This is a genomic window from Streptomyces sp. NPDC050528, assembly GCF_044457795.1.
Lineage (GTDB): Bacteria > Actinomycetota > Actinomycetes > Streptomycetales > Streptomycetaceae > Streptomyces.
The window spans coordinates 579852-605322 of record NZ_JBITHH010000004.1 but is presented as its reverse complement, the minus strand read 5'-3'; the positions used below and the strand labels follow the sequence as shown (position 1 = coordinate 605322).

21 protein-coding genes are annotated in these 25471 nt (G+C 70.2%); 16 read left to right on the top strand and 5 right to left on the bottom strand.

Features of this window, described 5'->3' with window-relative positions; translation table 11 throughout:
* Positions 1 to 1059: an LLM class flavin-dependent oxidoreductase gene (locus ACIBK4_RS17685; protein ID WP_398995658.1), complete on the bottom strand. Its 1059-nt coding sequence runs from the start codon at positions 1057 to 1059 to the stop codon at positions 1 to 3.
* A gap of 145 nt (positions 1060 to 1204) precedes the next feature.
* On the opposite strand from ACIBK4_RS17685, the gene mgrA reads away from it, so the two are divergent.
* The 9 genes from mgrA (at position 1205) to ACIBK4_RS17640 (ending at position 10963) form a co-directional block, all read left to right on the top strand.
* A complete protein-coding gene (gene mgrA / locus ACIBK4_RS17680) occupies positions 1205 to 2248 on the top strand; it encodes an L-glyceraldehyde 3-phosphate reductase (protein WP_398995657.1) in 1044 nt (347 codons plus the stop codon).
* A gap of 52 nt (positions 2249 to 2300) precedes the next feature.
* Positions 2301 to 3287 (top strand): Dyp-type peroxidase, encoded by a 987-nt coding sequence (locus tag ACIBK4_RS17675; RefSeq protein ID WP_398995656.1) that lies wholly within the window; start codon positions 2301 to 2303, stop codon positions 3285 to 3287.
* Between the two features lie 122 nt (positions 3288 to 3409).
* A complete protein-coding gene (locus tag ACIBK4_RS17670) occupies positions 3410 to 4291 on the top strand; it encodes an FAD binding domain-containing protein (RefSeq protein ID WP_398995655.1) in 882 nt (293 codons plus the stop codon).
* Positions 4288 to 4800, top strand: a complete 513-nt coding sequence (locus ACIBK4_RS17665; protein ID WP_398995654.1) for a (2Fe-2S)-binding protein — start codon at positions 4288 to 4290, stop codon at positions 4798 to 4800. The genes ACIBK4_RS17670 and ACIBK4_RS17665 overlap by 4 nt, the downstream gene beginning before the upstream one ends.
* Entirely contained in the window at positions 4797 to 7193 is a 2397-nt protein-coding gene (locus ACIBK4_RS17660) for an aerobic carbon-monoxide dehydrogenase large subunit (protein WP_398995653.1), read from the top strand. Before ACIBK4_RS17665 ends, ACIBK4_RS17660 begins: the two co-directional genes overlap by 4 nt.
* Before the next feature lie 11 nt (positions 7194 to 7204).
* Positions 7205 to 8086, top strand: a complete 882-nt coding sequence (locus tag ACIBK4_RS17655; protein WP_398995652.1) for an XdhC family protein — start codon at positions 7205 to 7207, stop codon at positions 8084 to 8086.
* Complete coding sequence (locus tag ACIBK4_RS17650) at positions 8083 to 8976, top strand: AAA family ATPase (protein WP_398995651.1); 894 nt, start codon at positions 8083 to 8085, stop codon at positions 8974 to 8976. The genes ACIBK4_RS17655 and ACIBK4_RS17650 overlap by 4 nt, the downstream gene beginning before the upstream one ends.
* Positions 8973 to 9638 carry an SRPBCC family protein gene (locus tag ACIBK4_RS17645; protein ID WP_398995650.1) on the top strand — a complete coding sequence of 222 codons (666 nt, stop codon included), beginning with the start codon at positions 8973 to 8975 and terminating at the stop codon, positions 9636 to 9638. The genes ACIBK4_RS17650 and ACIBK4_RS17645 overlap by 4 nt, the downstream gene beginning before the upstream one ends.
* A complete protein-coding gene (locus ACIBK4_RS17640) occupies positions 9635 to 10963 on the top strand; it encodes a VWA domain-containing protein (RefSeq protein WP_398995649.1) in 1329 nt (442 codons plus the stop codon). The genes ACIBK4_RS17645 and ACIBK4_RS17640 overlap by 4 nt, the downstream gene beginning before the upstream one ends.
* Here the strand turns inward: ACIBK4_RS17640 and ACIBK4_RS17635 are convergent.
* Positions 10942 to 11901, bottom strand: a complete 960-nt coding sequence (locus ACIBK4_RS17635; RefSeq protein ID WP_398995648.1) for a LysR family transcriptional regulator — start codon at positions 11899 to 11901, stop codon at positions 10942 to 10944. The two genes, ACIBK4_RS17640 and ACIBK4_RS17635, sit on opposite strands and share 22 nt — an antisense overlap.
* A gap of 324 nt (positions 11902 to 12225) precedes the next feature.
* Between ACIBK4_RS17635 and ACIBK4_RS17630 the strand changes: the two genes are divergently transcribed.
* On the top strand, positions 12226 to 12963 hold the full coding sequence (locus tag ACIBK4_RS17630; RefSeq protein ID WP_398995783.1) for an NPP1 family protein: 738 nt from the start codon (positions 12226 to 12228) through the stop codon (positions 12961 to 12963).
* Between the two features lie 25 nt (positions 12964 to 12988).
* Here the strand turns inward: ACIBK4_RS17630 and ACIBK4_RS17625 are convergent, their stop codons facing one another.
* Positions 12989 to 14404: an FAD-binding oxidoreductase gene (locus ACIBK4_RS17625; protein ID WP_398995647.1), complete on the bottom strand. Its 1416-nt coding sequence runs from the start codon at positions 14402 to 14404 to the stop codon at positions 12989 to 12991.
* A 103-nt stretch (positions 14405 to 14507) separates the two neighbouring features.
* Complete coding sequence (locus ACIBK4_RS17620) at positions 14508 to 17108, bottom strand: ATP-binding protein (RefSeq protein WP_398995646.1); 2601 nt, start codon at positions 17106 to 17108, stop codon at positions 14508 to 14510.
* 96 nt (positions 17109 to 17204) lie between these two features.
* On the opposite strand from ACIBK4_RS17620, the gene ACIBK4_RS17615 reads away from it, so the two are divergent.
* Positions 17205 to 18098 carry an alpha/beta fold hydrolase gene (locus ACIBK4_RS17615; protein WP_398995645.1) on the top strand — a complete coding sequence of 298 codons (894 nt, stop codon included), beginning with the start codon at positions 17205 to 17207 and terminating at the stop codon, positions 18096 to 18098.
* On the opposite strand, the gene ACIBK4_RS17610 is transcribed toward ACIBK4_RS17615, so the two are convergent.
* Complete coding sequence (locus tag ACIBK4_RS17610) at positions 18052 to 18561, bottom strand: hypothetical protein (RefSeq protein WP_398995644.1); 510 nt, start codon at positions 18559 to 18561, stop codon at positions 18052 to 18054. The genes ACIBK4_RS17615 and ACIBK4_RS17610 overlap by 47 nt on opposite strands.
* A gap of 306 nt (positions 18562 to 18867) precedes the next feature.
* On the opposite strand from ACIBK4_RS17610, the gene ACIBK4_RS17605 reads away from it, so the two are divergent.
* The 5 genes from ACIBK4_RS17605 to ACIBK4_RS17585 all read left to right on the top strand — a co-directional run bounded on the left by ACIBK4_RS17605 (position 18868) and on the right by ACIBK4_RS17585 (position 25469).
* Positions 18868 to 20238 carry a lectin gene (locus ACIBK4_RS17605; RefSeq protein ID WP_398995643.1) on the top strand — a complete coding sequence of 457 codons (1371 nt, stop codon included), beginning with the start codon at positions 18868 to 18870 and terminating at the stop codon, positions 20236 to 20238.
* Positions 20239 to 20294: 56 nt separating this feature from the next.
* On the top strand, positions 20295 to 22517 hold the full coding sequence (locus tag ACIBK4_RS17600) for an RICIN domain-containing protein (RefSeq protein ID WP_398995642.1): 2223 nt from the start codon (positions 20295 to 20297) through the stop codon (positions 22515 to 22517).
* Between the two features lie 26 nt (positions 22518 to 22543).
* Positions 22544 to 23842 (top strand): ThuA domain-containing protein, encoded by a 1299-nt coding sequence (locus tag ACIBK4_RS17595; protein WP_398995641.1) that lies wholly within the window; start codon positions 22544 to 22546, stop codon positions 23840 to 23842.
* Between the two features lie 165 nt (positions 23843 to 24007).
* Positions 24008 to 24733, top strand: a complete 726-nt coding sequence (locus tag ACIBK4_RS17590; protein ID WP_398995640.1) for a TetR/AcrR family transcriptional regulator — start codon at positions 24008 to 24010, stop codon at positions 24731 to 24733.
* Positions 24726 to 25469 (top strand): SDR family oxidoreductase, encoded by a 744-nt coding sequence (locus ACIBK4_RS17585; RefSeq protein WP_398995639.1) that lies wholly within the window; start codon positions 24726 to 24728, stop codon positions 25467 to 25469. The genes ACIBK4_RS17590 and ACIBK4_RS17585 overlap by 8 nt, the downstream gene beginning before the upstream one ends.
* The last annotated feature ends 2 nt before the right edge of the window (positions 25470 to 25471 follow it).

The window sequence follows — 25471 nt, the reverse complement described above, 5'->3', positions numbered from 1 at the left end:
TCATCCCCGGCGGACGGCGGGCAGGACCGCGGCGCCGACGGTCTCGATCAGGTCGGTGGGCAGGTCGTAGGAGCCGACGTGCTGGAGGAACACGTCGGTCACGCCCAACTCCCTCAGGGTGCGCAGGCGTTGGGTGATCTGCGCGGGGGTGCCGAAGAGGCAGAACTCCTCGGCGAAGCGGACGGCCGCCTCGTCGCTGATCCAGGCCGAGCAGATGTCGACGGCCGCGTCCCAGTCCTCGGCGTGCACGAGATCCGGGTAGACGCCCTCGACCGTCTCCGGGACGTCCACGTGGATGCCGGCGAGGGCGAGGAAGGACGCGCCTCCGTTCTGGGCGATCGAGGCGCAGATCGGTTTGATCAGGCGGGCCTCGGCCGCGATGTCGTCGGTCACCGCGCAGAACGCTGACACCGTCACCGGGAGGGTGTCGGCGCTCCGGCCGGCCGCCTCGGCGCCCTCGCGCACCCGGGCGGTGGCGGCGGCCAGGGTGCGCGGTGAGACACCGCTGAGCAGGATGATCCCGTCGGCGATCTCTCCGGCGAGCCGCAGGTTGCGCGGCCCGCTCGCCGCCAGGTGCAGCGGCACAGTCGGCTGGGGGTCGCGCAGCCGGGAGCGGACCTTGCCCTCGAAGTCCCACTCGCGCCCGTCCAGCAGGGCCCTCAACATGCCGAGTCCTGCGCGCAGTTGGGCCGATCCGGTCTGCCGCAGGCCGATGGGCGCGACCGAGCTGTTGCCCACGCCGAGGCCGAGGGTGAACCTGCCCGGCGCGAGTTCGGCGACGCTGCGCGCGGCCGACGCGACGACGGACGGATGCCGGGTCGCCAGGTTGGTGACGGCGGTGCCGAGGCCGATCCGCTCGGTGGCGAAGGCCGCGGCGGTGAGCGTGGTGAACACGTCCCGCCACAGCAACTGCGAGTCGGGGAACCACACTTGGTCGAAGCCCAGCTCCTCGGCCCGCCGTACGGCCCGGGCCACGCGGTCCGCCCGGTCGCAGGGCGGGATGCGCACGCCGATGCGCAGCGGTACCTCGTCGACGCCCGCCGATATGTCGCAGTTCATGAGGAAGACCCTAGGGACGAACGAGGGGCCGTCGAACAGCAGCGGTCCGCTCAGCGATCCGCTGCCGGATTATGCGTCGGCGCTGCTTAATCCGATGCAAGGGATCGGTTGGACGCGCACGGCGGGCGCGGGCACAGTTGGCGTCGTGAACCACATCGCAGATCCGGGGCGCTACGACAGCACGATGCGCTACCGCCGCACCGGCCGCTCGGGGCTCGACCTGCCCCTGCTGTCGCTGGGCTACTGGCACAACTTCGGTGACGACCGTCCCTTCGAGACCCAGCGCGAGATCGCGCTGCGCGCCTTCGACCTCGGCATCACCCACCACGACCTGGCCAACAACTACGGCCCGCCCTACGGCGCCGCCGAGTCCAACTTCGGCCGCCTGCTGAAGCAGGACCTCGCGCCGTACCGCGACGAGCTGGTGGTCTCCACCAAGGCCGGCTGGGACATGTGGCCCGGCCCCTACGGCCAGGGCGGCGGCTCCCGCAAGTACGTCCTGGCCTCACTCGACCAGTCGCTGAAGCGCACGGGCCTCGACTACGTCGACATCTTCTACTCCCACCGCCTCGACGCGGGCACCCCGCTCGAAGAGACGATGGGCGCACTGGACACCGCCGTCCGCCAGGGCAAGGCGCTCTACGTCGGCATCTCGTCCTACGACGCCGAGCGGTCCCGTGAGGCCGCCGCGATCCTCCGCGAGCTGGGCACGCCGCTCCTCATCCACCAGCCGTCGTACAGCATGCTCAACCGCTGGATCGAGAACGACGGCCTGTTGGATGCCGCGCAGGACGAGGGCTTCGGGGTCATCGGTTTCACCGCGCTGGCGCAGGGGCTGCTGACCGGGCGGTATCTGGACGGGATTCCGGAGGGGTCGCGGGCCGCGCAGGGGACGTCGTTCGACGCGGGCTGGCTGACCGAGGACATGGTGCGCCGGCTGCGCGCGCTCAACGACATCGCGGCCAAGCGCGGGCAGACCCTGGCGCAGATGGCGCTCGCCTGGGCGCTGCGCGACGAGCGGGTCACCTCGCTGGTCATCGGCGCGTCCCGCACGGAGCAGCTCGAACAGAACGTGGCCGCGCTGGACAACCTCGACTTCAGCGCCGAGGAGCTGACGGAGATCGACTCGTACGCCGTCGACGGCGGGGTGGATCTGTGGCAGGACGCGCGGACTGGGAAACTCGGCTGACGTTCAAGGTGCCGGCCGGCACCTCCCAGGACACAGCGGAGGCGTGGAGTACATGACAGTTGACGGCTCGGTCGAGGGCATGGACGGCACCGTCGGCGGCGAGGGGACCGTCCCGACCACGCAGGCGGTGCTGGAGTCCCTGACCCCCAGCGCGACCTTTCTCGTCGTCACCGTGGAGCCGGGTGGCGAGGAGACGACACGCCAACTCCTCGAAGATCTGGGCGGGTTGATCCGGTCCATCGGGTTCCGCGCGCCGGACGGGCGGCTCAGCTGTGTGACGGGCATCGGGTCGGAGGTGTGGGACCGGCTGTTCGCCGGACCCCGCCCCGCCGAGCTGCATCCGTTCCGCGAACTCGTCGGCGAGCGCCACACCGCGGTCTCCACCCCCGGCGACCTGCTGTTCCACATCAAGGCCGTCCGGGCCGATCTGTGCTTCGAGTTGGCGACCGAGATCATGGGGCGGCTGGGCGGTGCGGTCTCCGTGGCCGACGAGGTGTCCGGGTTCCAGTACTTCGACGTGCGCGATCTGCTGGGCTTCGTCGACGGCACGGAGAATCCCGTCGGGCGGGCGGCCCGCGAGGCGGTGGTGATCGGCGGCGAGGACCCTGAGTTCGCGGGCGGCAGCTATGTGATCGTGCAGAAGTACGTCCACGACATGGCGGCCTGGAACGCGCTGCCGGTGGAGCAGCAGGAACGGGCCATCGGGCGCAGCAAGTTGACCAACATGGAGATGGACGACGACGTCAAGCCGGCCGACTCGCACATCGCGCTGAACGTCATCACCGGCCCGGACGGCACCGAGCGGAAGATCCTGCGCGACAACATGCCGTTCGGCAGCGCGGGGCAAGGCGAGTTCGGCACCTACTTCATCGGGTACTCCCGGACGCCCTCGGTCACCGAGCAGATGCTGCGCAACATGTTCCTGGGCACCGACTCCGCGTCCCACGACCGCATCCTGGACTTCTCGACGGCCGTCACCGGAAGTCTTTTCCACGTCCCGTCCGCGGACTTTCTGGACGACCTGCCCGCTTCTCCGTGACGAGCGACTTAAGTGAACGGTTAACCAGCCGTTGACACCCCTGTCCCCCGGGCACCCAATGGGGCCCGGACACGGCGCTCGGCCGACCGGCCAACTGCCGTGCAGGACAGGGGGATTGCGGTATGCAGGTTCCCGCTCCGTTCGAGTACCAGCGGGTCGGCAGCATCGGTGAGGCGGTCGCGCTGCTCGACCGGCTGGGCGAGACGGCACGGCTGGTGGCCGGGGGGCACAGTCTGATCCCGATGATGAAGTTGCGGCTGGCCAACTTCGAGTACCTGATCGACATCAACGACCTGCACGACGAACTGGGTTACGTCCGCGTCGAACCCGGGCTGATCCGCATCGGCGCGATGACCCGCCACCGCGAGCTGCTGGAGTCGGACGAACTCGCCGCCGCCTTCCCGGTGTTCCGTGACGCCGAACGCGTCATCGCCGACCCCGTGGTGCGCAACCGGGGCACACTCGGCGGCTCCCTCTGCCAGGCCGACCCGTCCGAGGACCTGTCCGCCGTGTGTACGACGCTCGACGCGAGTTGCGTGATCCGGGGCATGGACGGCGAACGGGTGGTGTCCATGGAGGACTTCCACCGGGGCCCGTACGAGACCGCCGTGGGCGACGCCGAGATCCTCACCGAGGTCCGCCTCCCGGTCCGCCCGAACGGGTCCAGCGCCTACGAGAAGGTCGAACGCCGGGCCGGTGACTGGGCGGTGGTCTCGGCCGGGGCTGCGGTGTGGCTGAACGGCGACGGCCTGATCGCCGACGCCCGGGTGGGGCTTGCCGCCGTGGGACCGAACACGGCCGGCATCCCCGGCATCGCCGACGCCCTGCGCGGACGCAGGCCGACCGAGGAACTGTACGGACAGGCCGGGGACATCGCGGCCGAGGCCTGTTCCCCGGTGACCGACCGGCGCGGCAGTGCCGAGTACAAGCGGCATCTGGCGCGGGAGTTGACCATGCGCGTGCTGCGCCGGGCCGTGGCCCGCATCGACGGACAGGAGGTGTGATCGTGCAGGTCAGCATGGTCGTCAACGGCGAAGAGGCCACCCGGGAGATAGAGGGGCGGCTGCTGCTGGTCCACTTCCTGCGCGACCACCTGCGGCTGACCGGCACCCACTGGGGGTGCGACACCAGCAACTGCGGTACATGCGTGGTGTGGTTGGACGGAGAGCCGGTCAAATCCTGCACCGTTCTTGCCGCGATGGCGGGCGGGCACGAGGTGCGCACCGTGGAGGGACTTGAGCAGAACGGTGAACTCGACCCGGTGCAGCGCGGGTTCGTCGAGTGCCACGGTCTCCAGTGCGGCTTCTGCACGCCCGGCATGATGATGACGGCACGTGCGCTCCTGGACCGCAACCCCGACCCCTCCGACACGGAGATCCGCGAGGCGATCTCCGGGCAGATCTGCCGCTGCACAGGCTATGCCACCATCGTCCGCTCGATCCGGTGGGCGGCCGCCGAGCAGTCCGGAACGCGAACCACGACCCCGGAGATCGTCTCAGGGGGTACCTCATGACCACCGTCTCCCCGAACGGCCACCGCACAGCGTTCGTCGACAACGACAAGAAGCCCTGCGGCCACGGCCGGATGCTCCGCAAGGAGGACCCCCGCTTCGTCCGCGGCAAGGGCCGCTACGTCGACGACCTCGACCTGCCCGGCATGCTCCATCTGGCCATCCTGCGCTCGCCGTTCGCACACGCCCGCGTCCTCTCCGTCGACACCACCCTCGCCGAGGCCCACCCGAAGGTCCGCCTGGTCGTCACCGGCGCGATGCTCGCCGAAAAGGGCCTGGCGTGGATGCCGACCCTCTCGAACGACGTGCAGGCGGTCCTCGCCACCGACAAGGTCCGCTTCCAGGGCCAGGAGGTCGCCTTCGTCGTCGCGGAGGACCGCTACGCGGCCCGGGACGCCCTGGAGTTGATCGACGTCGAGTACGAGCCACTGGACCCGGTGATCGACGTCCGCACCGCCCTCTCCCCCGACGCGCCCGTCATCCGCGACGACCTGGAGGGCAAGGCCGACAACCACTGCTTCGACTGGGAGACCGGTGACGAGGCCGCGACCGAGGCTGTCTTCGCCCGCGCGGACGTCGTGGTCACCGAGGACATCGTGTACCCACGTGTGCACCCGGCACCGATGGAGACGTGCGGCGCGGTCGCGGACTACGACCAGGTCGACGGCCGCCTCACCCTGTGGTCCACCACCCAGGCGCCGCACGCCCACCGCACCCTCTACGCGATCGTAGCCGGACTGCCCGAGCACAAGATCCGGGTCGTCTCCCCCGACATCGGCGGCGGCTTCGGCAACAAGGTGCCGATCTACCCCGGTTACGTGTGCGCGATCGTGGGCTCGCTGCTCATCGGCAAACCGGTGAAATGGATGGAGGACCGCGCGGAGAACCTCATCAGCACCGGTTTCGCCCGCGACTACGTGATGCGCGGCGAGATCGCCGCCACCCGCGACGGACGCATCCTCGCCGTCCGCACCCAAGTCCTCGCCGACCACGGCGCGTTCAACGGCACGGCCGCGCCGGTGAAGTACCCGGCCGGCTTCTTCGGTGTCTTCACCGGCAGTTACGACATCGAGGCCGCCCACTGCAAGATGACCGCCGTCTACACCAACAAGGCACCGGGCGGGGTCGCTTACGCCTGTTCCTTCCGCATCACCGAGGCCGTGTACCTGATCGAGCGGATCGTCGACTGCCTGGCGTACGAACTGGCCATGGATCCAGTCGAGTTGAGGATGAAGAACTTCATCCGGCCCGAACAGTTCCCCTTCCGCACCAAGACGGGCTGGGTCTACGACTCCGGCAACTACGCGCCCACCATGGAGCTGGCGAAGGAACTCGCGGGCTACGACGCGCTGCGCGTCGAGCAGGCCGAGAAGCGGGCCCGCGGTGAACTCATGGGCATCGGCGTCTCGTTCTTCACCGAGGCGGTCGGCGCGGGACCCCGCAAGGACATGGACATCCTCGGCCTCGGCATGGCCGACGGCTGCGAACTGCGGGTGCATCCCACCGGCAAGGCGGTCGTACGGCTCTCGGTGCAGTCGCAGGGGCAGGGGCACGAGACGACGTTCGCGCAGATCGTCGCCGAGGAACTCGGCATCCCGCCGCAGGACATCGACGTGGTGCACGGCGACACCGACCAGACGCCGTTCGGCCTGGGCACCTACGGCAGCCGGTCCACCCCCGTCTCGGGTGCCGCCGCCGCGCTGGTCGCCCGCAAGGTGCGGGACAAGGCACGGCTGATCGCCTCCGGGATGCTGGAGGTGTCGGTCGCCGACCTGGAGTGGGAGAAGGGCTCCTTCCATGTCGCGGGCGACCCCGAGGCCTCGGTCACCATCCAGGCCATCGCGATGCGGGCGCACGGCGCGGGCGATCTGCCCGAGGGCGTGGAGGGCGGTCTTGAGGCGCAGATCTGCTACAACCCGGAGAACCTCACCTACCCGCACGGCGCCTACATCTGCGTCGTCGACATCGACCCGGGCACGGCGAAGGTGACCGTCCGCCGCTTCGTCGCGGTCGACGACTGCGGCACCCGCATCAACCCGATGATCATCGAGGGGCAGGTGCACGGCGGGCTCACCGACGGGGTCGGCATGGCGCTGATGGAGATGATCTCCTTCGACGAGGACGGCAACTGCCTCAGCGGCTCGCTCATGGACTATCTGATCCCCACCTCGCTCGAAGTCCCCGACTGGGAGACCGGGTTCACCGTCACGCCCTCCCCGCACCACCCCATCGGCGCCAAAGGGGTCGGCGAGTCCGCGACGGTCGGCTCGCCGCCCGCGATCGTCAACGCGGTGGTCGACGCCCTGAAGCCGTACGGCATCCGGCACGCGGACATGCCGCTCACGCCCTCGCGGGTGTGGGAGGCGATGCAGGGCCGACCGACTCCGCCCATCTGAAGGTGGCTGTGATGACCGGCAAGTTGAGTGCCCGCGCGCTCGAACTCACCGAGCGGCGCGTGCCGTTCGTCCACGCGCGCGTGGTGCGGGCCCAGGCACCCGCCTCGGCACACCCGGGCGACGAGGCCATCGTGCACGGCGACGGCACCATCGACGGCTTCGTCGGCGGCCAGTGCGCCGAGGGCTCGGTGCGTACGGCAGCGCTCGGCGCACTGCACGACGGCGGGCCACTGCTCCTGCGCGTCCTGCCGCTGGGCGACGCCGAGTTCCCCGAGACGCCGGGGGCGCGGGTCGTGGTCAACCCCTGCCTGTCCGGAGGCGCGTTGGAGATCTTCCTGGAGCCGGTGCTGCCGCCGCCGCTGATCGAGGTCGTCGGGACCACACCCGTCGCAGAGGCATGTATCGCCTTCGCCGGTCTGCTCGGCTACGCCACGGCACGCTCCCTGCCCGACCACCCGCCCACCGACCACACGTCGGCGGTGATCGTGGCCGGGCAGGGCCACGGCGACGCGGAGTCCCTGCGCGCCGCCCTCGACGCGGGTGTCGGTCACATCGCGCTGGTCGCCAGCCACCGCCGGGCCGCCGCCCTCCTCGACGAACTCGGCCTGACCGAGGCGGAACGGGCCCGCGTCCAGGCGCCGGCCGGGCTGGACATCGGCGCCCGTACTCCGGCCGAGATCGCGCTGTCGATCCTCGCGGACGTGGTGCGAGTCGTCCATGCGGCGAAGACCCCCGTGCCCGAGCGCCCGTCCCAGGCCGTGGACCCGGTGTGCGGAATGACCGTGACCGTACGCGCCGGCACACCCCACCTCACCACCGGGGAGGGAGAGTTCTGGTTCTGCGGGACGGGCTGCCGGGACCGCTGGTCCCCGACCGGGCGGACCACGGAGTGAGCGGACTGTTCGCCGACGCCGACGACGTACGGCGGCGGCTCGGCGAGGTCGGCCACCTCGTCGACGACGGTACGGCGACCGCCCTCCTCCTGGCCACGCTGCTCGACCGGCCGCTGCTGCTGGAGGGCGAGCCCGGCGTGGGCAAGACCAGTGCCGCGAAGGCACTCGCCAAGGCGCTGGACACTCCACTGATCCGGCTCCAGTGCTACGAGGGGCTGACGGCGGGCGAGGCGCTGTACGAGTGGAACTACCAGCGCCAGCTGCTCGCCGTCCGGCTCACCGAGGCACACGGAAGGGAGCTGTCCGACGCCGACCTGTTCACCGAGGAGTTCCTGCTCGATCGGCCCCTGTTGCGGGCTGTGCGCCATCAAGGTCCGCTGCCGCCCGTGCTGTTAATCGACGAGATCGACCGGGCCGACGACGAGTTCGAGGCGCTGCTCTTCGAGTTCCTGGGCGAATCCGCCATCAGCATCCCGGAGTTGGGCACCTTCACCGCCGTACGGCCGCCCGTCGTGGTGCTGACCTCCAACCGCAGCCGGGAGCTGCACGACGCGCTGCGGAGGCGCTGCCTCTACCACTGGATCGAGTTCCCGACGCCGGAACGCACCGCGGAGATCCTGCGCCGCACGGTACCGGCGGCGAACGAGCCGCTGATCGCGTCCACGACCGAATTCATCGGCCGGGTGCGCGAGTTGGACCTCGACAAGGCGCCCGGCATGGCGGAGGCCATCGACTGGGTCTCCGCCCTGGCGGCGCTGCGGGTCGCGCGACTGGCCCGCGACGACATCGTCCGCACGCTCAGCACGGTCGCCAAGAGCCCCGACGACCGCACCGCCGTCGTCGGAGCCCTCGACGCACTCGGCTATCCCGAAGAAGCGAGGACACCATGAGGATCGACAACGAGTTCAGCGTCGGTGTGCCGGTCGAGCGGGCGTGGCAGGCGCTCACCGATCTGGAGGCCCTCGCCCCGTGCATGCCCGGTGCCGAACTCACCGGCGTCGACGGCGACGTCCACCGGGGCAAGGTCAGGGTCAAAGTCGGGCCCATGGTCAGCCAGTTCGCGGGGACGGCACGCTTCGTGGAGCGGGACGAGAGCGCCCATCACGCCGTGATCAGCGCGGCCGGCAAGGACATGCGCGGGGGCGGCAACGCGTCCGCGACGGTCGATGCCCGGCTGCGCGGCGAGGGCGCGGGCACGGTCGTGACGGTCAGCACGGACCTGAATATCAGCGGCAGGCTGGCCCAGTTCGGCAGCGGCATGATCAAGGAGATCTCGGAGAAGCTGTTCGCGCAGTTCGTGGCGAACGTGGAGACGCAGTTGCTGGCGACGCGGGAGGAGGAACCGGAGGCGGAACCGGTACGGGCGACGGAACCGGGGCCGGAGAGGGAACCGAAGCCGGAGGCGGCCCCGGTGGCATCCGTACCGCGGCCGGCGCCGAGCGTGCCGCTGGACCTCATGCAGGTCGCCGGTGCGTCGGTGTACAAGCGGCTGCTCCCCGCCGTCGGCGTGGCCGTCGTCATCGCCGTGGTGATCTATCTGCTGGTCCGATGACACCGAGCGGTCCGCTGCTGCCCGCCGTCGACCGGGCGGCCTTCGCCACCGCGCTGGCCACACGGCTCAGGGAACACGGCGTACCGGTGGGCCTCACCGCCACCCGGGACTTCGTGGACGCGCTCGCCGCGGCCCCGCCCAGGACACGGACCTCGCTTTACTGGACGGCCCGCGTCACCCTCGTACGGGACCGTCCCGAACTGGCCCGCTTCGACGAGGTCTTCGACGCGGTCTTCGGGCAGTCCGTGCTCGCTCTCGACCCGAACGCCCGCCGCGACGGGCACGGTTGGGCGGGTGTCAACGGTCGCGAGGCGGCTCGTGCCGACGCTCACCAGGGTGCGCCGGTGAGTGGTTCCGGTGTGCCGTGGGTGACCCTGCCGCCCGCCGTGGACACTGCGGAGCAGCGAGAGGATCACGACCAGACCGTGCCCGAACGTCTGCCGAGCGAGCTGGCGTCCGCCGCGGACACTCCGTTCGGCGAACTGGACGCAGAACAGGCCGAGTTGCTCGGCCGTTGGCTCGAAGCACGGCTGCGGGACTGGCCCGTACGCCGTACCCGGCGTCACACCGTGCGGGCGAGCGGTAACCGGGTGGCGATCCGGGAGACCGTGGCCCGGGCCCGGCGAACCGGCTGGGAACCGGTACGGCTCGTCCGGTCCGGGCCGGTGGACCGACCGCGCCGGGTCGTCGTGCTGTGCGACGTGAGCCGGTCGATGCAGGCGCAGGCGGTGGCGTATCTGCATCTGATGCGGGCCCTCGCGCTGACGACGCAAGCCGAGGTCTTCGCGTTCGCCACGTCGTTGACCAGGCTCACCACGGTGCTCGCGCACCGCTCGGCCCAGGAGGCGTTCGACGAGGCGACGGAGCGGGTCGCCGACCGGTTCGGCGGCACCCGCATCGCCCACTGCCTGGGCACTCTCCTCGCCTCGCACCACGGCGGCACCCTGCGCGGCGCGGTCGTGCTGATCGCCTCGGACGGCTGGGACGGCGATCCGCCACACCGGCTCGCCACGGCCATGGCGAGGCTACGGCGCCGCGCCCACACGGTGATCTGGCTCAACCCCCGCGCCGCCGCCCCCGGTTTCGCCCCCCGCACGACGACGATGACGGCGGCCCTGCCGTACGTCGACCTGCTCCTGCCGGCCGACAGCTTCGGCGCGCTGCTGCGGGTGCCGAGCGAAATCGCACGGTTCGGTAAGCGCCCCACAGGGGCGCGGGGCTGTACCGATTTGCGGCTCCGCCGCGTGGGCGCGCCCAGCCCCCACCGGCCCGCAGAAGAACGACTACAGAGCCATCGGAGCATTCAACTCCACAACGTCACATGAATCGCCGGCCGAAACCGCCCCGCCGTAACCCCCGCCCCACGCAACATCGCCTGCGTAGCCCGCGGCGTGGTGACGAACCGCCGCAACTCCGCGGCAGCGGGCGGCGCTTCGCGGTCGGGAAGGGTGAGCAGGTTCCACGAACCCCGGGCGGGCAGTTGGGGCCCGTTCAGCCGCCGGAGGTCACCCTCGGCAAGATCCTTCGTCACGGCGAAGGCGACCGCGAGAGCAACTCCCTTACCCCGCTTGGCCTCATCGACGGACGCGGCATGACTCTGAAAGATCCGCTGATTGTGTTCGGGAATGCCCAGCCGCCGCAGCACCGACGGCACCATCCCGCTCCGCCCGACCGCCGAGGGACCCAACAACCAGGTCTGCCCGCGCAGTTCGGCCGTCCCGGCACTCGCCGCCGCCGCGAGCGGATGGTCGGGCCCTACGACGGCGATCACCTGGTAGTTGAGGAAGTGCGTGCAGGTCATGGTGTCGTCGAGGGTGGCGGGGCGGGGTCCGATGGCCACGTCCACGGAGCGGGTCAGCAGCAGGGAGGCGAATTCCTGCGGGCCGTGCACGCTGAGTTCGACGTCGAGGTCGTCGGCGCGCCCCGCGAACAGTTCGATCAGACCGGGAGCGGCATGTTCGGCGAACAGGCTCGACGCGGCGACGCGCAGCAGTCGTCGGCCCGAGCCGGCCTGTTTCACTTCGAGGATCGTCCGGTCCTGCAGCCCCAGCATCTCGGCGGCACGGCTGGCCAGCCGCAGCCCGCCGGGGGTGAACGCGAGTCCGTTGGCCGTGCGGGCGAAGAGTTTGTCGCCGAGTTCCCTGCGCAGATGCGCGATGTGGATGGAGACGGCGGACTCGGTGACCGCGAGATCGGCAGCGGCGGCCTTCACGGAACCGAGGCGTACGGTCGCCGCGAAAGCCCGTAGTTGCGCCGGGGTCAAAGAACCTCCCGCACTCGCCACGGGTGCCCATTCACCTGTGCCCTGGCCCTCAAATTAGCGCACTTGTTCGCCGAGAGCCATGGTCGCGCCGAGAGCCGCCGGAGCACAGCAAAAGCACAGGCCGGAAAGTTCAGCGGTGGGCCAAGACCCGTACATCGCAAGGGTGTTGACGTGCACACACCTGACTGCGAAGGTCTGGACCTGGCGCATCCAGTAGCGCCCCCACAGCCCAGAACTGGAGTCGGCGTGCCTGAACTGACACCCCCCACCGACAGCTCCACGAGAACCACGAAGCCCCGGGGCCGGCGTCTTCGCCGTTCCGCGATCGTCACCGTCCTCGGTGCGCTGGCCCTCGTGGTCGGTCAGGCGACGGCCGCCCAGGCCTCCGTACTGACGGCGCTCCCGCAGAACGCGGACGGCCTGGAGCAGACCTTCTCGCCGGCCTACGACTACGACGGCGACGGTTGCTACGCCACGGCTGCCATCGGCACCGACGGCACCATCAACCCCGGGCTGAAGCTCGGCGGCGACGTCAACGGGCACTGCCACGACCTCGCCCAGCTGAACAACTCCAACACGTACTCCCGCGAGAAGTGCAACAACGACTGGTGTGCGGTGATGTACGCCAGCTACTTCGAGAAGGACCAGGTCACGCTGGGTCCGGCGGCGATCGGTCACACCCACGACTGGGAACACGTCGTGGTGTGGATCAAGGACAACACGGTCCAGTACGTGTCGGTGTCGCAGCACTCCGCGTACCAGGTGTCGGCGGCCTCGGGGGTGCGCTTCGACGGCACACACCCCAAGATCGTCTACCACAAGGACGGCATCGGCTCGCACGACTTCCGCTTCGCCAACACCAACGACGAGCCCGCCGAGAACGCCACCGGCAACTGGTTCTACCCGCGCCTGGTGGGCTGGAACGGCTACCCGGCCGGCCTCAAGGACAAGCTCCTGGCCGCCGACTTCGGCTCGGCCACCCTGAAGATCAGGGACAGCGACTTCAACTACGCCCTGTCCATCGCGGAGCCGTCCGGCATCTCGTTCGACCCGAACGCGTGACGTCGGCCCGGCCTCGGAACCGGCATCACGGGCGGGTCTCGTAGCGCGGTTTCGGGGCCGGGTGGATGTTCTGGTTGAGGCGGAAGACGTTGTCCGGGTCGCGGTCGGCCTTGATGCGGGCCAGCCGGTCGTAGTTGCCCCGGTAACTGGCCCGGACACGCTCCTGTCCCTCGTCCATCATCATGTTCACGTAGGCGCCGCCCGCCGAGTACGGGTGCAGGGCCTCGAAGTAGTCGACCGTCCACTGCTTGATGACGCCCGCGTTGGCGGGGTCCCGGTCGACGCCCGCGAAGACGGACGCCCAGCGTGCGTCGCGATAGGCCCACGGGGTCTCGTCGTTGCCGACGTCGTGGGCCGCGCCGTCGATCGGGTAGAGGTGCATCGTCGACTGCGGGGTCGGGACCTCCGCGCCGAACTTGGCATGCAGTTCCACGGCCTCGTCGGGGATGTCGTTGACGAAGTCGGCGCGCCAGTACCACTGGTCGCCGGGCGGGTAGAGCCCGTCGAACATGCCCTGCATGTCCGGGTGTTGCATCGGTCCGGCCGCGTGCAGGAGGGGTGCGGGCAGTGCGTCGAGCAGGGGTGCCATCGCGCGGGCGGCGGCCTCGGTGTCTCCGCCGGTGTAGCACCACACGACCCCGGCCGTCTTGCGCAGCTGGATCTCCTCGGGGAACGGCGGGGCGGGCGGAACGCTGCCGTGCAGGAAGAAGGCGTTCAGTTCGCGGGGCGCGTTCGGCAGGAAGTCCCGGTAGGCGGCGAGGACCTGTGCGCTGATCTCGACCGGCCAGAAGGTGGGTCCGGCGACGACCGTGCTCACCTCGTGCAGCCGGAACAGGAACGAGGTGACGACCCCGAAGTTGCCGCCACCGCCCCGGACCGCCCAGAACAGGTCGGTGTTCTCGTCCGAACTGGCCCGCACCCGGCTGCCGTCGGCCAGCACGAGGTCGGCCGCCAGCAGATTGTCGATGGTCAGCCCGCACTTGCGGGTGAGGTGTCCGAGCCCGCCGCCGGTGGTGAGTCCGCCGACGCCGGTGGTGGAGATGATGCCGCTGGGCGTGGCGAGTCCGTGCGCGTTGGTGGCCCGGTCCACCTCGCCCCACACACAGCCCCCGCCGACCCGGACGGTGCGCGCCTCGGGGTCCACCTGGATGCTCTTCAGCGGTGACAGGTCGGCGACCACTCCCCCCTCGGCGGTGCCGAGTCCGGCCCCGTGGTGCCCGCCGCCGCGTACCGCGAGCGGCAGGTCATGGGCGCGGGCGAAGGCGATCACGCGGGCCACGGCGTCCGCGTCGGCGCAACGGGCGATGAGGGCAGGCCTTTTGTCGATCATCGCGTTGTAGACGGCACGGGCCTCCGGGTAGCCTGAGTCGTCCGGACCGATCAACTCCCCTGCGAAATCGGTCAGTTCACGGCGAGCGGCTTGTACGGGCGTGCTGGACATGCGGTCCCCCGATTCATGGTGCTCTGGATGACCCGCTCGTTCTACGCCGCCCGGAACCGCGCGGACATCCGTGCCCGTCACCCAGCTCGGCGGCACCTGCTACCTACGTTTCGCCGTTCGGCACCAGCCCGAGTTCCGTGGCCCGGGCAGCGGCCTGCCGCCTGGTGGGCGCGTCGAGTTTCTCCAGCACGGCCCGCACGTGGTTGTCGACGGTACGGACCGACACCACGAGCCGGTCGGCGATCTCCGGGTTCGTCAGACCGTCCACCAGCAGCCGTACGACCTGGAGTTGGCGCCCGGTGAGACCGCCCGGGTTGCCCCGGGTCGCCGCGTGCGGGCCGCGCGGGATACGGCGGACGCCGAGCCCGCGCAGTTCGGCGCGGACGAGACGGGCGAGGGGTTCGGCGCCGAGCGCGTCGAGTTCGGCGAGGGCGGTGAGCTTGTCGGCCGGGTCGGGGCTCTCCGCGAGCGCGGCGGCGCGTTCGTAGGGACAGCCCGCCTGCTGCCACAGGTCCGCCGCCCGCTTCCACTCCCCGGCGGCCTGCAGGGCGTACGGATGATCGCTGGCGTCGGCGGCCACCGGGTGCCCGACTCTGCTGAGCCAGTAGCCGAGTTCGGCCCGGTACGGCCCGTAGTCGAGGTGGGCGGCCTGCGCGTGGACGGGCGCCGCCGCCTCGGCCACCGCCGCGTGGTCGCCCCGCAGCCACGCCGCCTCCGCCTGAGCGGCCGCCACCGGGCCGGTGCGCTGGAGCTCCCCGGTCCGTACGGCGATCTCCCGCGCCTGGACGAGGAGTTCGTCGGCGCCCGGCCTGCCGCGCCGGACGCGTACCCGGGCCAGGACGGTGAGCGCGGGACAGCGGGCCGGTACGAAGTCGTGCATCCCGTACTCGGCGTGCCGCTCGGCGCCGTCCCAGTCGGCGGCGGCGAGCCGGCGCATGGCCTGCTCGACGTGGAGGTAGTTGAGGAACCCCAAGTGCTCGGCGCGGTCGGCGAGTTCCATGGCCGGGGGCAGATAGCAGTCGGCCTCGGTGTAGCGGAGGTTGTCGAGGAGGGACCAGATGATGTTGGCGTAGGACCGGCAGGCGTGTTCGACCTCGCCCGCGGCCAGTGCCACCGTGAGGCTCTCCTCGACCTGTCGTCGCCCGTTGGGGTCGCCGCTGCGCCAGCGGGCGGTGCCCACGTTGTTGAGGGCGTGGGCCAGGATCGCCGCGTCGCCCGCGCGACGGGCCAGGGCGATGGCGCGCTCGCCGTGCGCGACGGCCTCGGCGTACCGGTCGGAGAGCATCCGCAGCTGGGCGGTGTTGCTGAGCGCGAGGGCCAACAGCCGGTCGTCTCCGGCGTGTTCGAGGACGGCGATGGCTTCCTTCGCGGCGTCCTGGGCTTCTGCCGCGTGGCCCGCCCACCAGTGGATGCGGGACAGCCAGCGCAGATCGGCGCCGAGGGTGAGGGTGTCGCCGAGGGAGCGGCGCAGGGCCACGGCGTCGCGCTGGGCGGCGACGGCCTCAACGGAGTCGGCGATGGTGTAGCACTCCACCGCGTAGCGTTCGAGCAGGTCGGCGAGTTCGGCGGGGGTGTAGCGCTGTCGTTGCCGCAGCACGAGCCGGAGATGGGCGGCGGCCTCGCGGTGGGCGCCCGCCTCGGTGGCGTCCCGGGCCGCGCGGGGGCCGTAGCGGGCGATGGCGTCCTGGTCGCCGACCTGTGCGGCGTGGTGGACGACGCGCGCCGGGTCGGAGCCCGGCCGGAGCATGAGGGCGGTGAGCACCTTGCGGTTGAGGTCGATCCGCCGGGCCGCGGGCAGGGAGTCGACGACGGCGCGGCGGATCAACTCGTGCCGGAACACGACCCGTTCGGGCGTCACCGTAAGGAGCCCGCACTGTTCGGCCGCGGCCAGCACGGCGACGCCGCCGATCAACAGCGTGTCCACGAGGGACCGTTCGACGGCGGAGGGCACGACGGCGAGCTGCTCCAGCGCGTCGACGGTCCGGCCGTCGAGTCCGCGCAGCCGGGCCAGTACCGCGTCGACGACCGTCGGGGGCACTCCCCCGGTGCCGCCCGCCGCGAGGACCTCGGTGACGAAGAAGGGGTTGCCCGAGGTCACCTCGTACACCTCGGCCGGATCGAGCCCACTGGTCGAACTCAGCGTGCGGACGGCCGACTTGGACAGGCGGGCCAGCGGCAGCCGGTGCACGCGGTCCGTACGGGAGACCTGTCCGAGGAGGTGCCGCAGCGGGTGCTCGCGGCTCAACTCGTCGTCGCGGTAGGTGAGGACGAGTACGGCGGGCAGCTGCTCCATGCGCCGGACCAGGAAGCGCAGGGCGTCCAGCGAGGCCTCGTCGGCCCAGTGGACGTCCTCCACGACGAGCACCGCCGGATGCGGTACACCCGCCAACTCCCCTTGCAGGGCTTCGTGGACGCGGTGGCGGTCGCCGCCCTCCATGACGGCCCGGGCGAGTTCGGTGCCGACGCTGCCGACGAGGTCGCGGAACGGACCCAGGGGGCGGCGGGTGGCGAGGTCGTCGCACTGGCCCAGGAGGATGCGGGTGCGGTGCGGCAGCCGGTCCGGCATGGCCTTCACCAGGCTCGACTTGCCGATGCCGGCCTCGCCGAAGACGAGCGCCACGGAGCCGGCTCCGTCCGCCGCCTCACGTGCGGCCGAGGCCAGTCGTGCCAACTCGGGCTCGCGTTCGAGGATCCCCCGGTCCACGTCGCCGATTGTGCCACTCGGGGCCAACTCCCGTACCGGTGTCACACATCGGCCCTCCGTCGCCCTCTTGAGTGCGGACACTCACGGGAGGCGCTCATGACCAGGACCGAATCGGCCGGCACGACCACGCAGCACCTGATCGAACTCTCGGCCGGGCCCGTCGCGTACGAGGACACCGGCGGCGATGGTCCCGTCCTGGTGCTGCTGCACGGGCTGTTGATGGACGCCTCGCTGTGGGCCGGACCGATCGCCGACCTGTCCGCCGCCCACCGGTGCGTGGCCCCGACCCTCCCGCTCGGCGCCCACCGCCACCCGATGCGCGCGGACGCCGATCTGTCGCTGCCCGGGGTGGCGCGGCTCATCGTCGAACTCCTCGACCAGCTGGATCTGCGGGACGTCACGCTCGTCGGGAACGACACCGGCGGGGCGCTGGTGCAGTTGCTGATGGCGGAGGGGTCCGCGCGCGTGGGGCGGGTGGTGCTGGTCTCGTGCGAGGCGTTCGACAACTTCCCGCCGGGTCTGACAGGCCGCACGCTCGTACTCGCGGGGCGTCTGTCGCCGTGGCTGTTCGGGCAGTTCATGCGGCAGATGCGGGTGCGGGCCCTGCGCCGCCTGCCGTTCGCGTTCGGGTGGCTGACCAAGCGCGGGGACGCGGTCACCGCGCGCTGGACGGAGCCGGTCCGGCGGCAGCCGGGGATCCGCCGTGACGCCGTACGGGTGCTGCGCGCCGCGTCGGCGGACGGGCGCCGGCTGCTGGAGCAAACCGCCCTGCGGCTGCGGGAGTTCGACCGTCCCGCGCTCGTGGTGTGGGCGAGCGAGGACCGGGTGATGCCGCCGGAGCACGGGCGCCGACTGGCCGAACTCCTGCCGCAGGGACGGCTGGTGGAGGTGGCCGACGGCTACACGCTGCTCCCGCTGGACCGGCCCACCCAACTCGCCAGGCTCATCGGCGAGTTCGTACGCGCGTCCGCGCCGCCTTCACGGGCCTGATCTGGTGCCCGCGGCGCGGCTTGGGGGCGTCGAGCATGCTGACGCCGTTGTAGTTGCGGCCGTGGAGGTAGAACACGGGCCCGGCGACGAAGGTGACGACGACGGCGACGACGCTGATCGGGAAGAGCACCGGGAGCGACTGGCCCTCGGGGAGGGTCTTGCCGCCCTCGTGGATCGCGTAGGCGAGGGCGGCGAAGAACACGACCCCGCACACGATCCCGATGACACGCATGAGAGCCGCGAGCGTGCGGGTGGTGGACTGGTCGCGGACCTCGGCGAGCAGGGACGCCGAGCACTCGGTGCAGGTCAGCTCCACCGTGTGCTTGCCCGACGGGGGCCGCTTGACGGTGTAGTGCGCGGAGGTCCAGGTGATCGTGCGCGTCTTCGGTGTGAGGAATCCGCCCGTGACCTTGTCGCTGAGTATGTGCCGCACCGCAACCTCTGCGGTCCCCGTTGTGGTCATGGTTCCTCCGACACGCCGCCCCGACGATCATCACGAATCCCGCACAGTGTGACCTGTGAGAACCGGCCGCTCAATGGTCCTGGTGATTTCTTTTCCTTCGCCTACAACTTCTCAACTCAGGCAGGACGTGCGGGACTTCTCCGGTCGCACCTCTTGACGGCTTTGGTGCAGACCTTTAGGTTCACCAGCCAACAGACCTCCCATGAATGCATTCCACGCTCACATATGTGAACACGCGTGTTCACCTCTCACCGCCCTCCAGCCGGCGGCGTCCACCCCCCACCCCAGGACGAAAGGGCCCTCGTCATGCAACGCCTCGCCCTGCGCTGCGCCCTCGCGCTCTCCCTCGGCCTCACCGCCCTCGGCACCCTCGGAGCCCCCTCCGCCTCGGCCGCGACCGGCACCATCACCGGACTCGGCGGCAAGTGTCTCGACGTCGCCGGCGCGAGTTCCGCCGACGGCACGGCCGTACAGATCTACGACTGCAACGGAACGGCCGCCCAGCAGTGGACGGTCGGCACCGACGGAACCATCCGAGCCCTCGGCAAGTGCCTCGACGTCACCGGCAATTCGACGGCCAACGGCGCCCAGCTCCAGCTGTGGACGTGTGCCGGCAGCGCCAACCAGCAGTGGACGGTCAGCGCCGCACGCGACATCGTGAACCCGGCCGCCAACAAGTGCCTCGACGTCACCGGCAGTTCCACGGCCAACGGCACCCGCACCCAGATCTGGACCTGCTCAGGCGCCGCCAACCAGAAGTGGACCGCCCCCGCCGCCGGCGGCACGACCCCGCCCACGACCGCGCCGATGGCCGTGGCCCCGTACCTGTACAACGGCTGGGGGAACCCGCCCAGCCCTACGACTGTCATGAACGCGACCGGCGTGAAGTGGTTCACGCTGGCGTTCGTCCTGAGCAACGGCTACTGCAATCCGCAGTGGGACGGCGGCCGGGCGCTGACCGGCGGGGTCGACCAGTCGACCATCAACACCGTGCGCGCCAACGGCGGCGACGTCGTCCCGTCCTTCGGCGGCTACAGCGGCAACAAGCTGGAGAGCTCCTGCTCCAGCGCGAGTGAACTGGCGGCGGCCTACCAGAAGGTCATCAGCGCCTACTCGCTCAAGGCCATCGACATCGACATCGAGGCCGACGCGTACAGCAACGGGACCGTGCAGCAGCGGACCGTGGACGCGCTGAAGACCGTCAAGGCCAACAACCCGGGCATCAAGGTGTACGTCACCATCGGCACCGGGCAGAGCGGTCCCGACACCAGCCTCATCAACCGGGCCGCGTCCTCCGGGCTGACCGTGGACGCCTGGACGATCATGCCGTTCGACTTCGGCGGCGCCGGCCAGAACATGGGCACGCTCACCCAGCGGGCGGCCGAGGGCCTGAAGACCGCGCTGAAGAACGCGTACGGCTACAGCGACGACGCGGCTTACCGGGACATGGGCATCTCGTCCATGAACGGCATCACCGACAACAGCGAGACCGTCACCACCGCCGACTTCCAGACGATCCTGGCCTACGCGCAGGCGCACCACCTGGCGCGGCTGACGTTCTGGTCGGCCAACCGTGACCGTCCCTGCCCCGGCGCCTACCCGAACGACGACACGTGCTCGGGCGTGAGCCAGAGCAACTGGCAGTTCACCAGCATCTTCGCCCAGTACACCGGCTGACGGCCGCCCCCTCCGACCTTTTCTCCCCAACCCCCCCCATCACCACAGGAGAATCCGTGCTCAGACGGAAGAGACTGACCGGCCGCCACCCCATACCGAGAGCGCTCACGGCCGTCGCGCTCGTGGCGACCACCGTGACCGGAATCGAGTTCGCCGCGCAGGGCTCGGCGAGTGCGGCGAGCACGGCAGCCGCGGCGATACCGACCGGCTACACCACCGTGGTCAACAAGGGCAGCGGCAAATGTGTCGACGCCCGTTCGGCCGCGAGTGCCGACGGCACCGCCGTCCAGCAGTACACCTGCAACGGAAGCACCGCGCAGAACTGGCAGTTGGTCGCCACCGACGGCGGCTACTACCGCGTGAACAGCAATCTGAACGCGGCCGAGGCCTGGGACGTCACCGGCGTCTCGACCGCCGACTCCGCGCTCGTCCAGCTGTGGACGTACTCCAGCGGCGCCAACCAGCAGTGGCTGCCGGTCGCCGAGGCCGACGGCGCCTACCACTTCGTCAACCGCAACAGCGGCAAGTGCCTGGACGTCCCGAGCGCATCCACCGCCGACAGCGTGCAGTTGGCGCAGTACACCTGCAACGGGACGGCCGCGCAGTCCTTCACCCTGGGGGGCGCCACGACGAACCCGCCGGGCACTCCGGACTTCGGCCCCAACGTGACGGTGTTCGACCCGTCGATGTCGGCCTCCAGCATCCAGTCCAAGCTGGACTCGGTCTTCTCCCAGCAGGAGACCAACCAGTTCGGCTCGGCCCGCCAGGCCCTGCTGTTCAAGCCGGGCACGTACAGCGCCAACGCCAACGTCGGCTTCTACACGCAGGTCGCCGGTCTCGGCTTCTCGCCGGACGACGTGACGATCAACGGCGCGGTGCACGCGGAGGCGGACTGGTTCCAGGGCAACGCGACGCAGAACTTCTGGCGCGACGCCGAGAACCTGTCGGTCAACCCCACTGGTGGGACCGACCGTTGGGCCGTCTCGCAGGCCGCGCCGTACCGACGCATGCACGTGCGGGGCAACCTGGCGCTGGACGACGGCGGTTGGTCCAGCGGCGGCTTCATCTCCGACACCAAGGTCGACGGCCAGATCCAGTCCGGCTCCCAGCAGCAGTTCCTCACCAGGAACTCCACGATGGGCAGTTGGTCCGGCTCCAACTGGAACATGGTCTTCGTCGGCGACCAGGGCGCACCCGCCCAGTCCTTCCCGACGTACACCAACGTGGCCAGCTCCCCGACGATCCGTGAGAAGCCCTTCCTGTACGTCGACAGCGCGGGCAACTACCAGGTGTTCGTACCGGGGTTGCAGTCCAACGCCGTCGGCACGACGTGGAGCGGGAAGACCCCGGCGGGCAAGTCCCTGCCGATCGACCAGTTCTACATCGTCAAGCCCGGTGCCACCGCGGCCGACATGAACACCGCGCTCGCGGCCGGCAAGAACCTGCTGGTCACCCCGGGCGTCTACCACCTCAACCAGACGATCAACATCACGCGCCCCGACACGGTCGTGCTGGGCATGGGATTGGCCACCTTCGTGCCGGACGGCGGGATCACCGCGATCTCCACCGCCGACGTGGACGGCATCGAGCTGGCGGGCCTGCTGATCGACGCGGGCACCACCAACTCCGGGACGCTGGTGCAGATCGGCCCGTCCGGTTCGACCGCCACGCATGCGTCCGACCCGACGCAGTTGTCCGATGTCTTCGTCCGCATCGGCGGCGCCACCGTCGGCAAGGCCACCAACTCCCTTGTCATCAACAGCGCCAACACGATCATCGACCACACCTGGATCTGGCGCGCCGACCACGGCAACTCGGGCACGGTCGGCTGGACCACGAACACGGCGGACACCGGGCTGATCGTCAACGGCGCCAACGTCACGGCCTACGGCCTCTTCGTCGAGCACTTCCAGAAGACCCAGGTCGTCTGGAACGGCAACGGCGGCAGAACGTACTTCTTCCAGAACGAGATGCCCTACGACCCGCCGAACCAGGCCTCGTGGATGAACGGCAGCGGCAAGGGCTACCCCGCCTACAAGGTCGCCGCCAACGTAACCACCCATGAGGCATGGGGACTTGGCAGCTACTGCTACTTCAGCTCCAACTCCAGCGTGGTCGCCGACCACTCCTTCGAGGTGCCGAGCGTGTCCGGGGTCAAGTTCCACGACATGGTGACCGTCTCGCTGGGCGGGGTCGGCACGATCAGCCACATCATCAACAGCACCGGCGGACCGTCCAACTCCAGTACCAACGTCGCCTACTTGACCAACTACCCGTAGACCGCAGGGAAAGGATCGATCACCAGATGAACACCATCAGATCCGGTTCCACCCGCGCGGCCCTGCGGGTCCTGCTCCTCCTGGCGACGGTGCTGGGCTTCGCGGTGGCACCGCCCGCCGCCCACGCGAGCACCGCGGCCACGCCGTTCAAGGTTCTCGGCCTGTACAGCGGGACGTACGACGCGGCGCACATCGACTTCGAGAAGGAGGCGAACGTCTGGTTCCCGCAGCAGGCCGCGGCGAACGGCTTCACCTACACGTCCAGCACCAACTGGGACCTGCTCGCCAACGGCGGGGTCAATGCCTACCAAGTCGTGCTGTTCCTCGACGACTTGCCGCAGACGTCCGCCCAACGCACCGGTTTCGAGACGTACATGAGAAACGGCGGCGGCTTCATGGGCTTCCATGTCTCCGCCTTCACGACGGACGCGGCGAGCTGGTCCTGGTACCACAACACGTTCCTCGGCTCGGGGAACTTCGTGTCCAACACCTGGGGTCCGACCGCGGTCACCCTGAAGGTGGAGGACCACTCGATCCCGCCCACCGCGAACCTGCCGGCCACGTTCACCTCGTCGGTCAGCGAGTGGTACAGCTGGTCCAACGACCTGCGGCAGAATCCGGACATCAAGATCCTGGCGTCGATCGACCCGAGCAGCTTCCCGGTCGGCACGGATCCCAACCAGTCCTGGTACAGCGGGTATTACCCGATCATCTGGACCAACACGAAGTACAAGATGCTGTACGCGAACTTCGGCCACAACGCGATGAACTACACGACCAACACGCGGCTGTCGTCGACGTTCGCGAGCGCCACCCAGAATCAGTTCCTGCTGAACGGGCTCAAGTGGCTGGGCGGGGGCGACACTTCGACGCCGCCGACGGACACCCCGATCTCGGAGACCTCGTGGTATTCCGTGAAGAACAGCGGCAACAGCACGTGCGTCGACGCCCGTTCGGCGGCCACGGCCAACGGGACGGCGATCCAGCAGTACGCCTGCAACGGCACGGCGGCACAGCAGTACCAGTTCCGCTCCACCGACAGCGGGTACATGGAGATCACCGCGCGCGGCAACCCGGCTCAGGTCATCGACGTGACCGACCGCTCGACGGCGGACAACGCGCCGTTGCAGCTGTGGGCGTACTCCGGTGGCACGAACCAGCAGTGGCAGCCCGTGAAGGAGACGAGCGGGGCCTACCACTTCGTCGCCCGGCACAGCGGTAAGTGCCTGACCGCCGCCACGGCGGCGACGAACAGTGTCCAGCTCACCCAACGGACCTGCGACGGCTCCACCGCGCAGGCCTTCCAACTCGCCGTGCAGTCCTGAGCCTGTCCGGCGACCAGGGGCGCCTCCGTCGTATCGCGTGTCGATGCGGCGGGGGCGCCCCTTTGTTCTCCCCTCCCCTGCCTCCCGGCTCCGACCGCCGCCCGCATTTTCACCGCTAACAGAAGACTGTTGTCAGCGATACGGATCCCTGTTATCGTCGATTACATGAACACGAGATCGCTGATAATCGAGGCGGCGGCGGAGCTGATCGCCCAGTCGCCGAGCGGCGACGTCTCGACGCGTGCGGTGTGTGAGGCGGCGGGGGTCCAACAGCCCGTGCTGTACCGGCTGTTCGGCGACAAGGACGGGCTGCTGGCGGCGACGGTCGACCACGTGTGGGACCAGTACCTGGAGACGAAGCGGGCCGCGGAGAAGTCCGAGGACCCACTGCGGGACCTCCGGGCCGGCTGGGACAGCCACACCGCGTTCGCACTGGCGCACCCCAACGCCTACAAGCTGATGTTCGCCCCGGCGCTCCGTTCCGTGCCCGCGGCGGCGGAGGAGGCGATGCGCATCCTCCGCGGGGACCTTGAGCGGCTCGCCGCGCAGGGCCGTCTCCGGGTCGCACCGGAGATCGCGGCACGCATGGTCATGTCGGCGAACACCGGGGTGTCCCTGGCGCTGATCACTCGTCCCACGCTGTATCCGGACTCCGGCCTGTCGAGGCTGGTCCGCGACGCGATCCACCAGGCGATCCTGCTCGACCCCGCGGCGGACACCACGGCCGCTGACACCCGCGCCGCCGCCGCGACCACGCTGCTCTCGTCCCTCGACGACCTCACCCCCGAACCGTTCACCCCGGCGGAGTCGGCCCTGCTCGGGCAGTGGCTCACGCAGATCCCCGTCTCCCCGCAGCACCCCGCCTCACGGAAGGCCCCTCACCATGACTGACACCGCCACCCCCACCCGCGTCGCCCTGATCACCGGCGGCTCCGGCGGCATCGGCCGCGCGGTCGCCGAGCGCCTCGCCAAGGACGGCATCGCGGTCGGCGTGCACTACGCCGGCAACAAGTCCCGCGCCGACGAGACGGTCGCCGCGATCACCGCGGCCGGCGGCCGGGCCGTCCCGGTCGGCGGCGACGTGGCCGACGAGCAGGAGATGGCCGCCGCCTTCGACGCGGTCGAGGCGGAGTTCGGCGGCATCGACGTGGTCGTCAACACCGCCGGGATCATGGTCCTCTCCCCCATCGCGACCATGGACCTCGACGACCTCGACCGCATGCACCGCACCAACATCCGCGGCACGTTCGTCGTCTCCCAGCAGGCGGCCCGCCGGGTGCGCGCGGGCGGCGCGATCATCAACTTCTCCACCACCGTCACCCGCACCAAGTTCCCGACGTACGGCGGCTACGTGGCGAGCAAGGCCGCGGTCGAGGCGATGACCCTGGTCCTGGCCCGCGAGCTGCGCGGCAAGGACATCACCGTCAACACGGTCGCCCCCGGCCCCACCGCGACATCCCTCTTCCTCGACGGCAAGGACGAGGCAACGATCCAGAACCTCGCCAAGGCCGCCCCGCTGGAGCGCCTCGGCGCCCCGGACGACATCGCGGAGTCGGTCGCCTTCCTCGCGGGCCCGGCCCGCTGGATCAACGGCCAGGTCCTGTACGCCAACGGCGGGCTGGCCTGAGC

Excerpts from the sequence above, each read along its gene's own strand:
- ACIBK4_RS17685 (WP_398995658.1), bottom strand. The coding sequence starts at position 1,059 with ATGAACTGCGACATATCGGCGGGCGTCGACGAGGTACCGCTGCGCATC.
- ACIBK4_RS17675 (WP_398995656.1), top strand. The coding sequence starts at position 2,301 with ATGACAGTTGACGGCTCGGTCGAGGGCATGGACGGCACCGTCGGCGGC.
- ACIBK4_RS17670 (WP_398995655.1), top strand. The coding sequence starts at position 3,410 with ATGCAGGTTCCCGCTCCGTTCGAGTACCAGCGGGTCGGCAGCATCGGT.
- ACIBK4_RS17660 (WP_398995653.1), top strand. The coding sequence starts at position 4,797 with ATGACCACCGTCTCCCCGAACGGCCACCGCACAGCGTTCGTCGACAAC.
- ACIBK4_RS17655 (WP_398995652.1), top strand. The coding sequence starts at position 7,205 with ATGACCGGCAAGTTGAGTGCCCGCGCGCTCGAACTCACCGAGCGGCGC.
- ACIBK4_RS17645 (WP_398995650.1), top strand. The coding sequence starts at position 8,973 with ATGAGGATCGACAACGAGTTCAGCGTCGGTGTGCCGGTCGAGCGGGCG.
- ACIBK4_RS17640 (WP_398995649.1), top strand. The coding sequence starts at position 9,635 with ATGACACCGAGCGGTCCGCTGCTGCCCGCCGTCGACCGGGCGGCCTTC.
- ACIBK4_RS17625 (WP_398995647.1), bottom strand. The coding sequence starts at position 14,404 with ATGTCCAGCACGCCCGTACAAGCCGCTCGCCGTGAACTGACCGATTTC.
- ACIBK4_RS17615 (WP_398995645.1), top strand. The coding sequence starts at position 17,205 with ATGACCAGGACCGAATCGGCCGGCACGACCACGCAGCACCTGATCGAA.
- ACIBK4_RS17610 (WP_398995644.1), bottom strand. The coding sequence starts at position 18,561 with ATGACCACAACGGGGACCGCAGAGGTTGCGGTGCGGCACATACTCAGC.
- ACIBK4_RS17605 (WP_398995643.1), top strand. The coding sequence starts at position 18,868 with ATGCAACGCCTCGCCCTGCGCTGCGCCCTCGCGCTCTCCCTCGGCCTC.
- ACIBK4_RS17595 (WP_398995641.1), top strand. The coding sequence starts at position 22,544 with ATGAACACCATCAGATCCGGTTCCACCCGCGCGGCCCTGCGGGTCCTG.
- ACIBK4_RS17590 (WP_398995640.1), top strand. The coding sequence starts at position 24,008 with ATGAACACGAGATCGCTGATAATCGAGGCGGCGGCGGAGCTGATCGCC.
- ACIBK4_RS17585 (WP_398995639.1), top strand. The coding sequence starts at position 24,726 with ATGACTGACACCGCCACCCCCACCCGCGTCGCCCTGATCACCGGCGGC.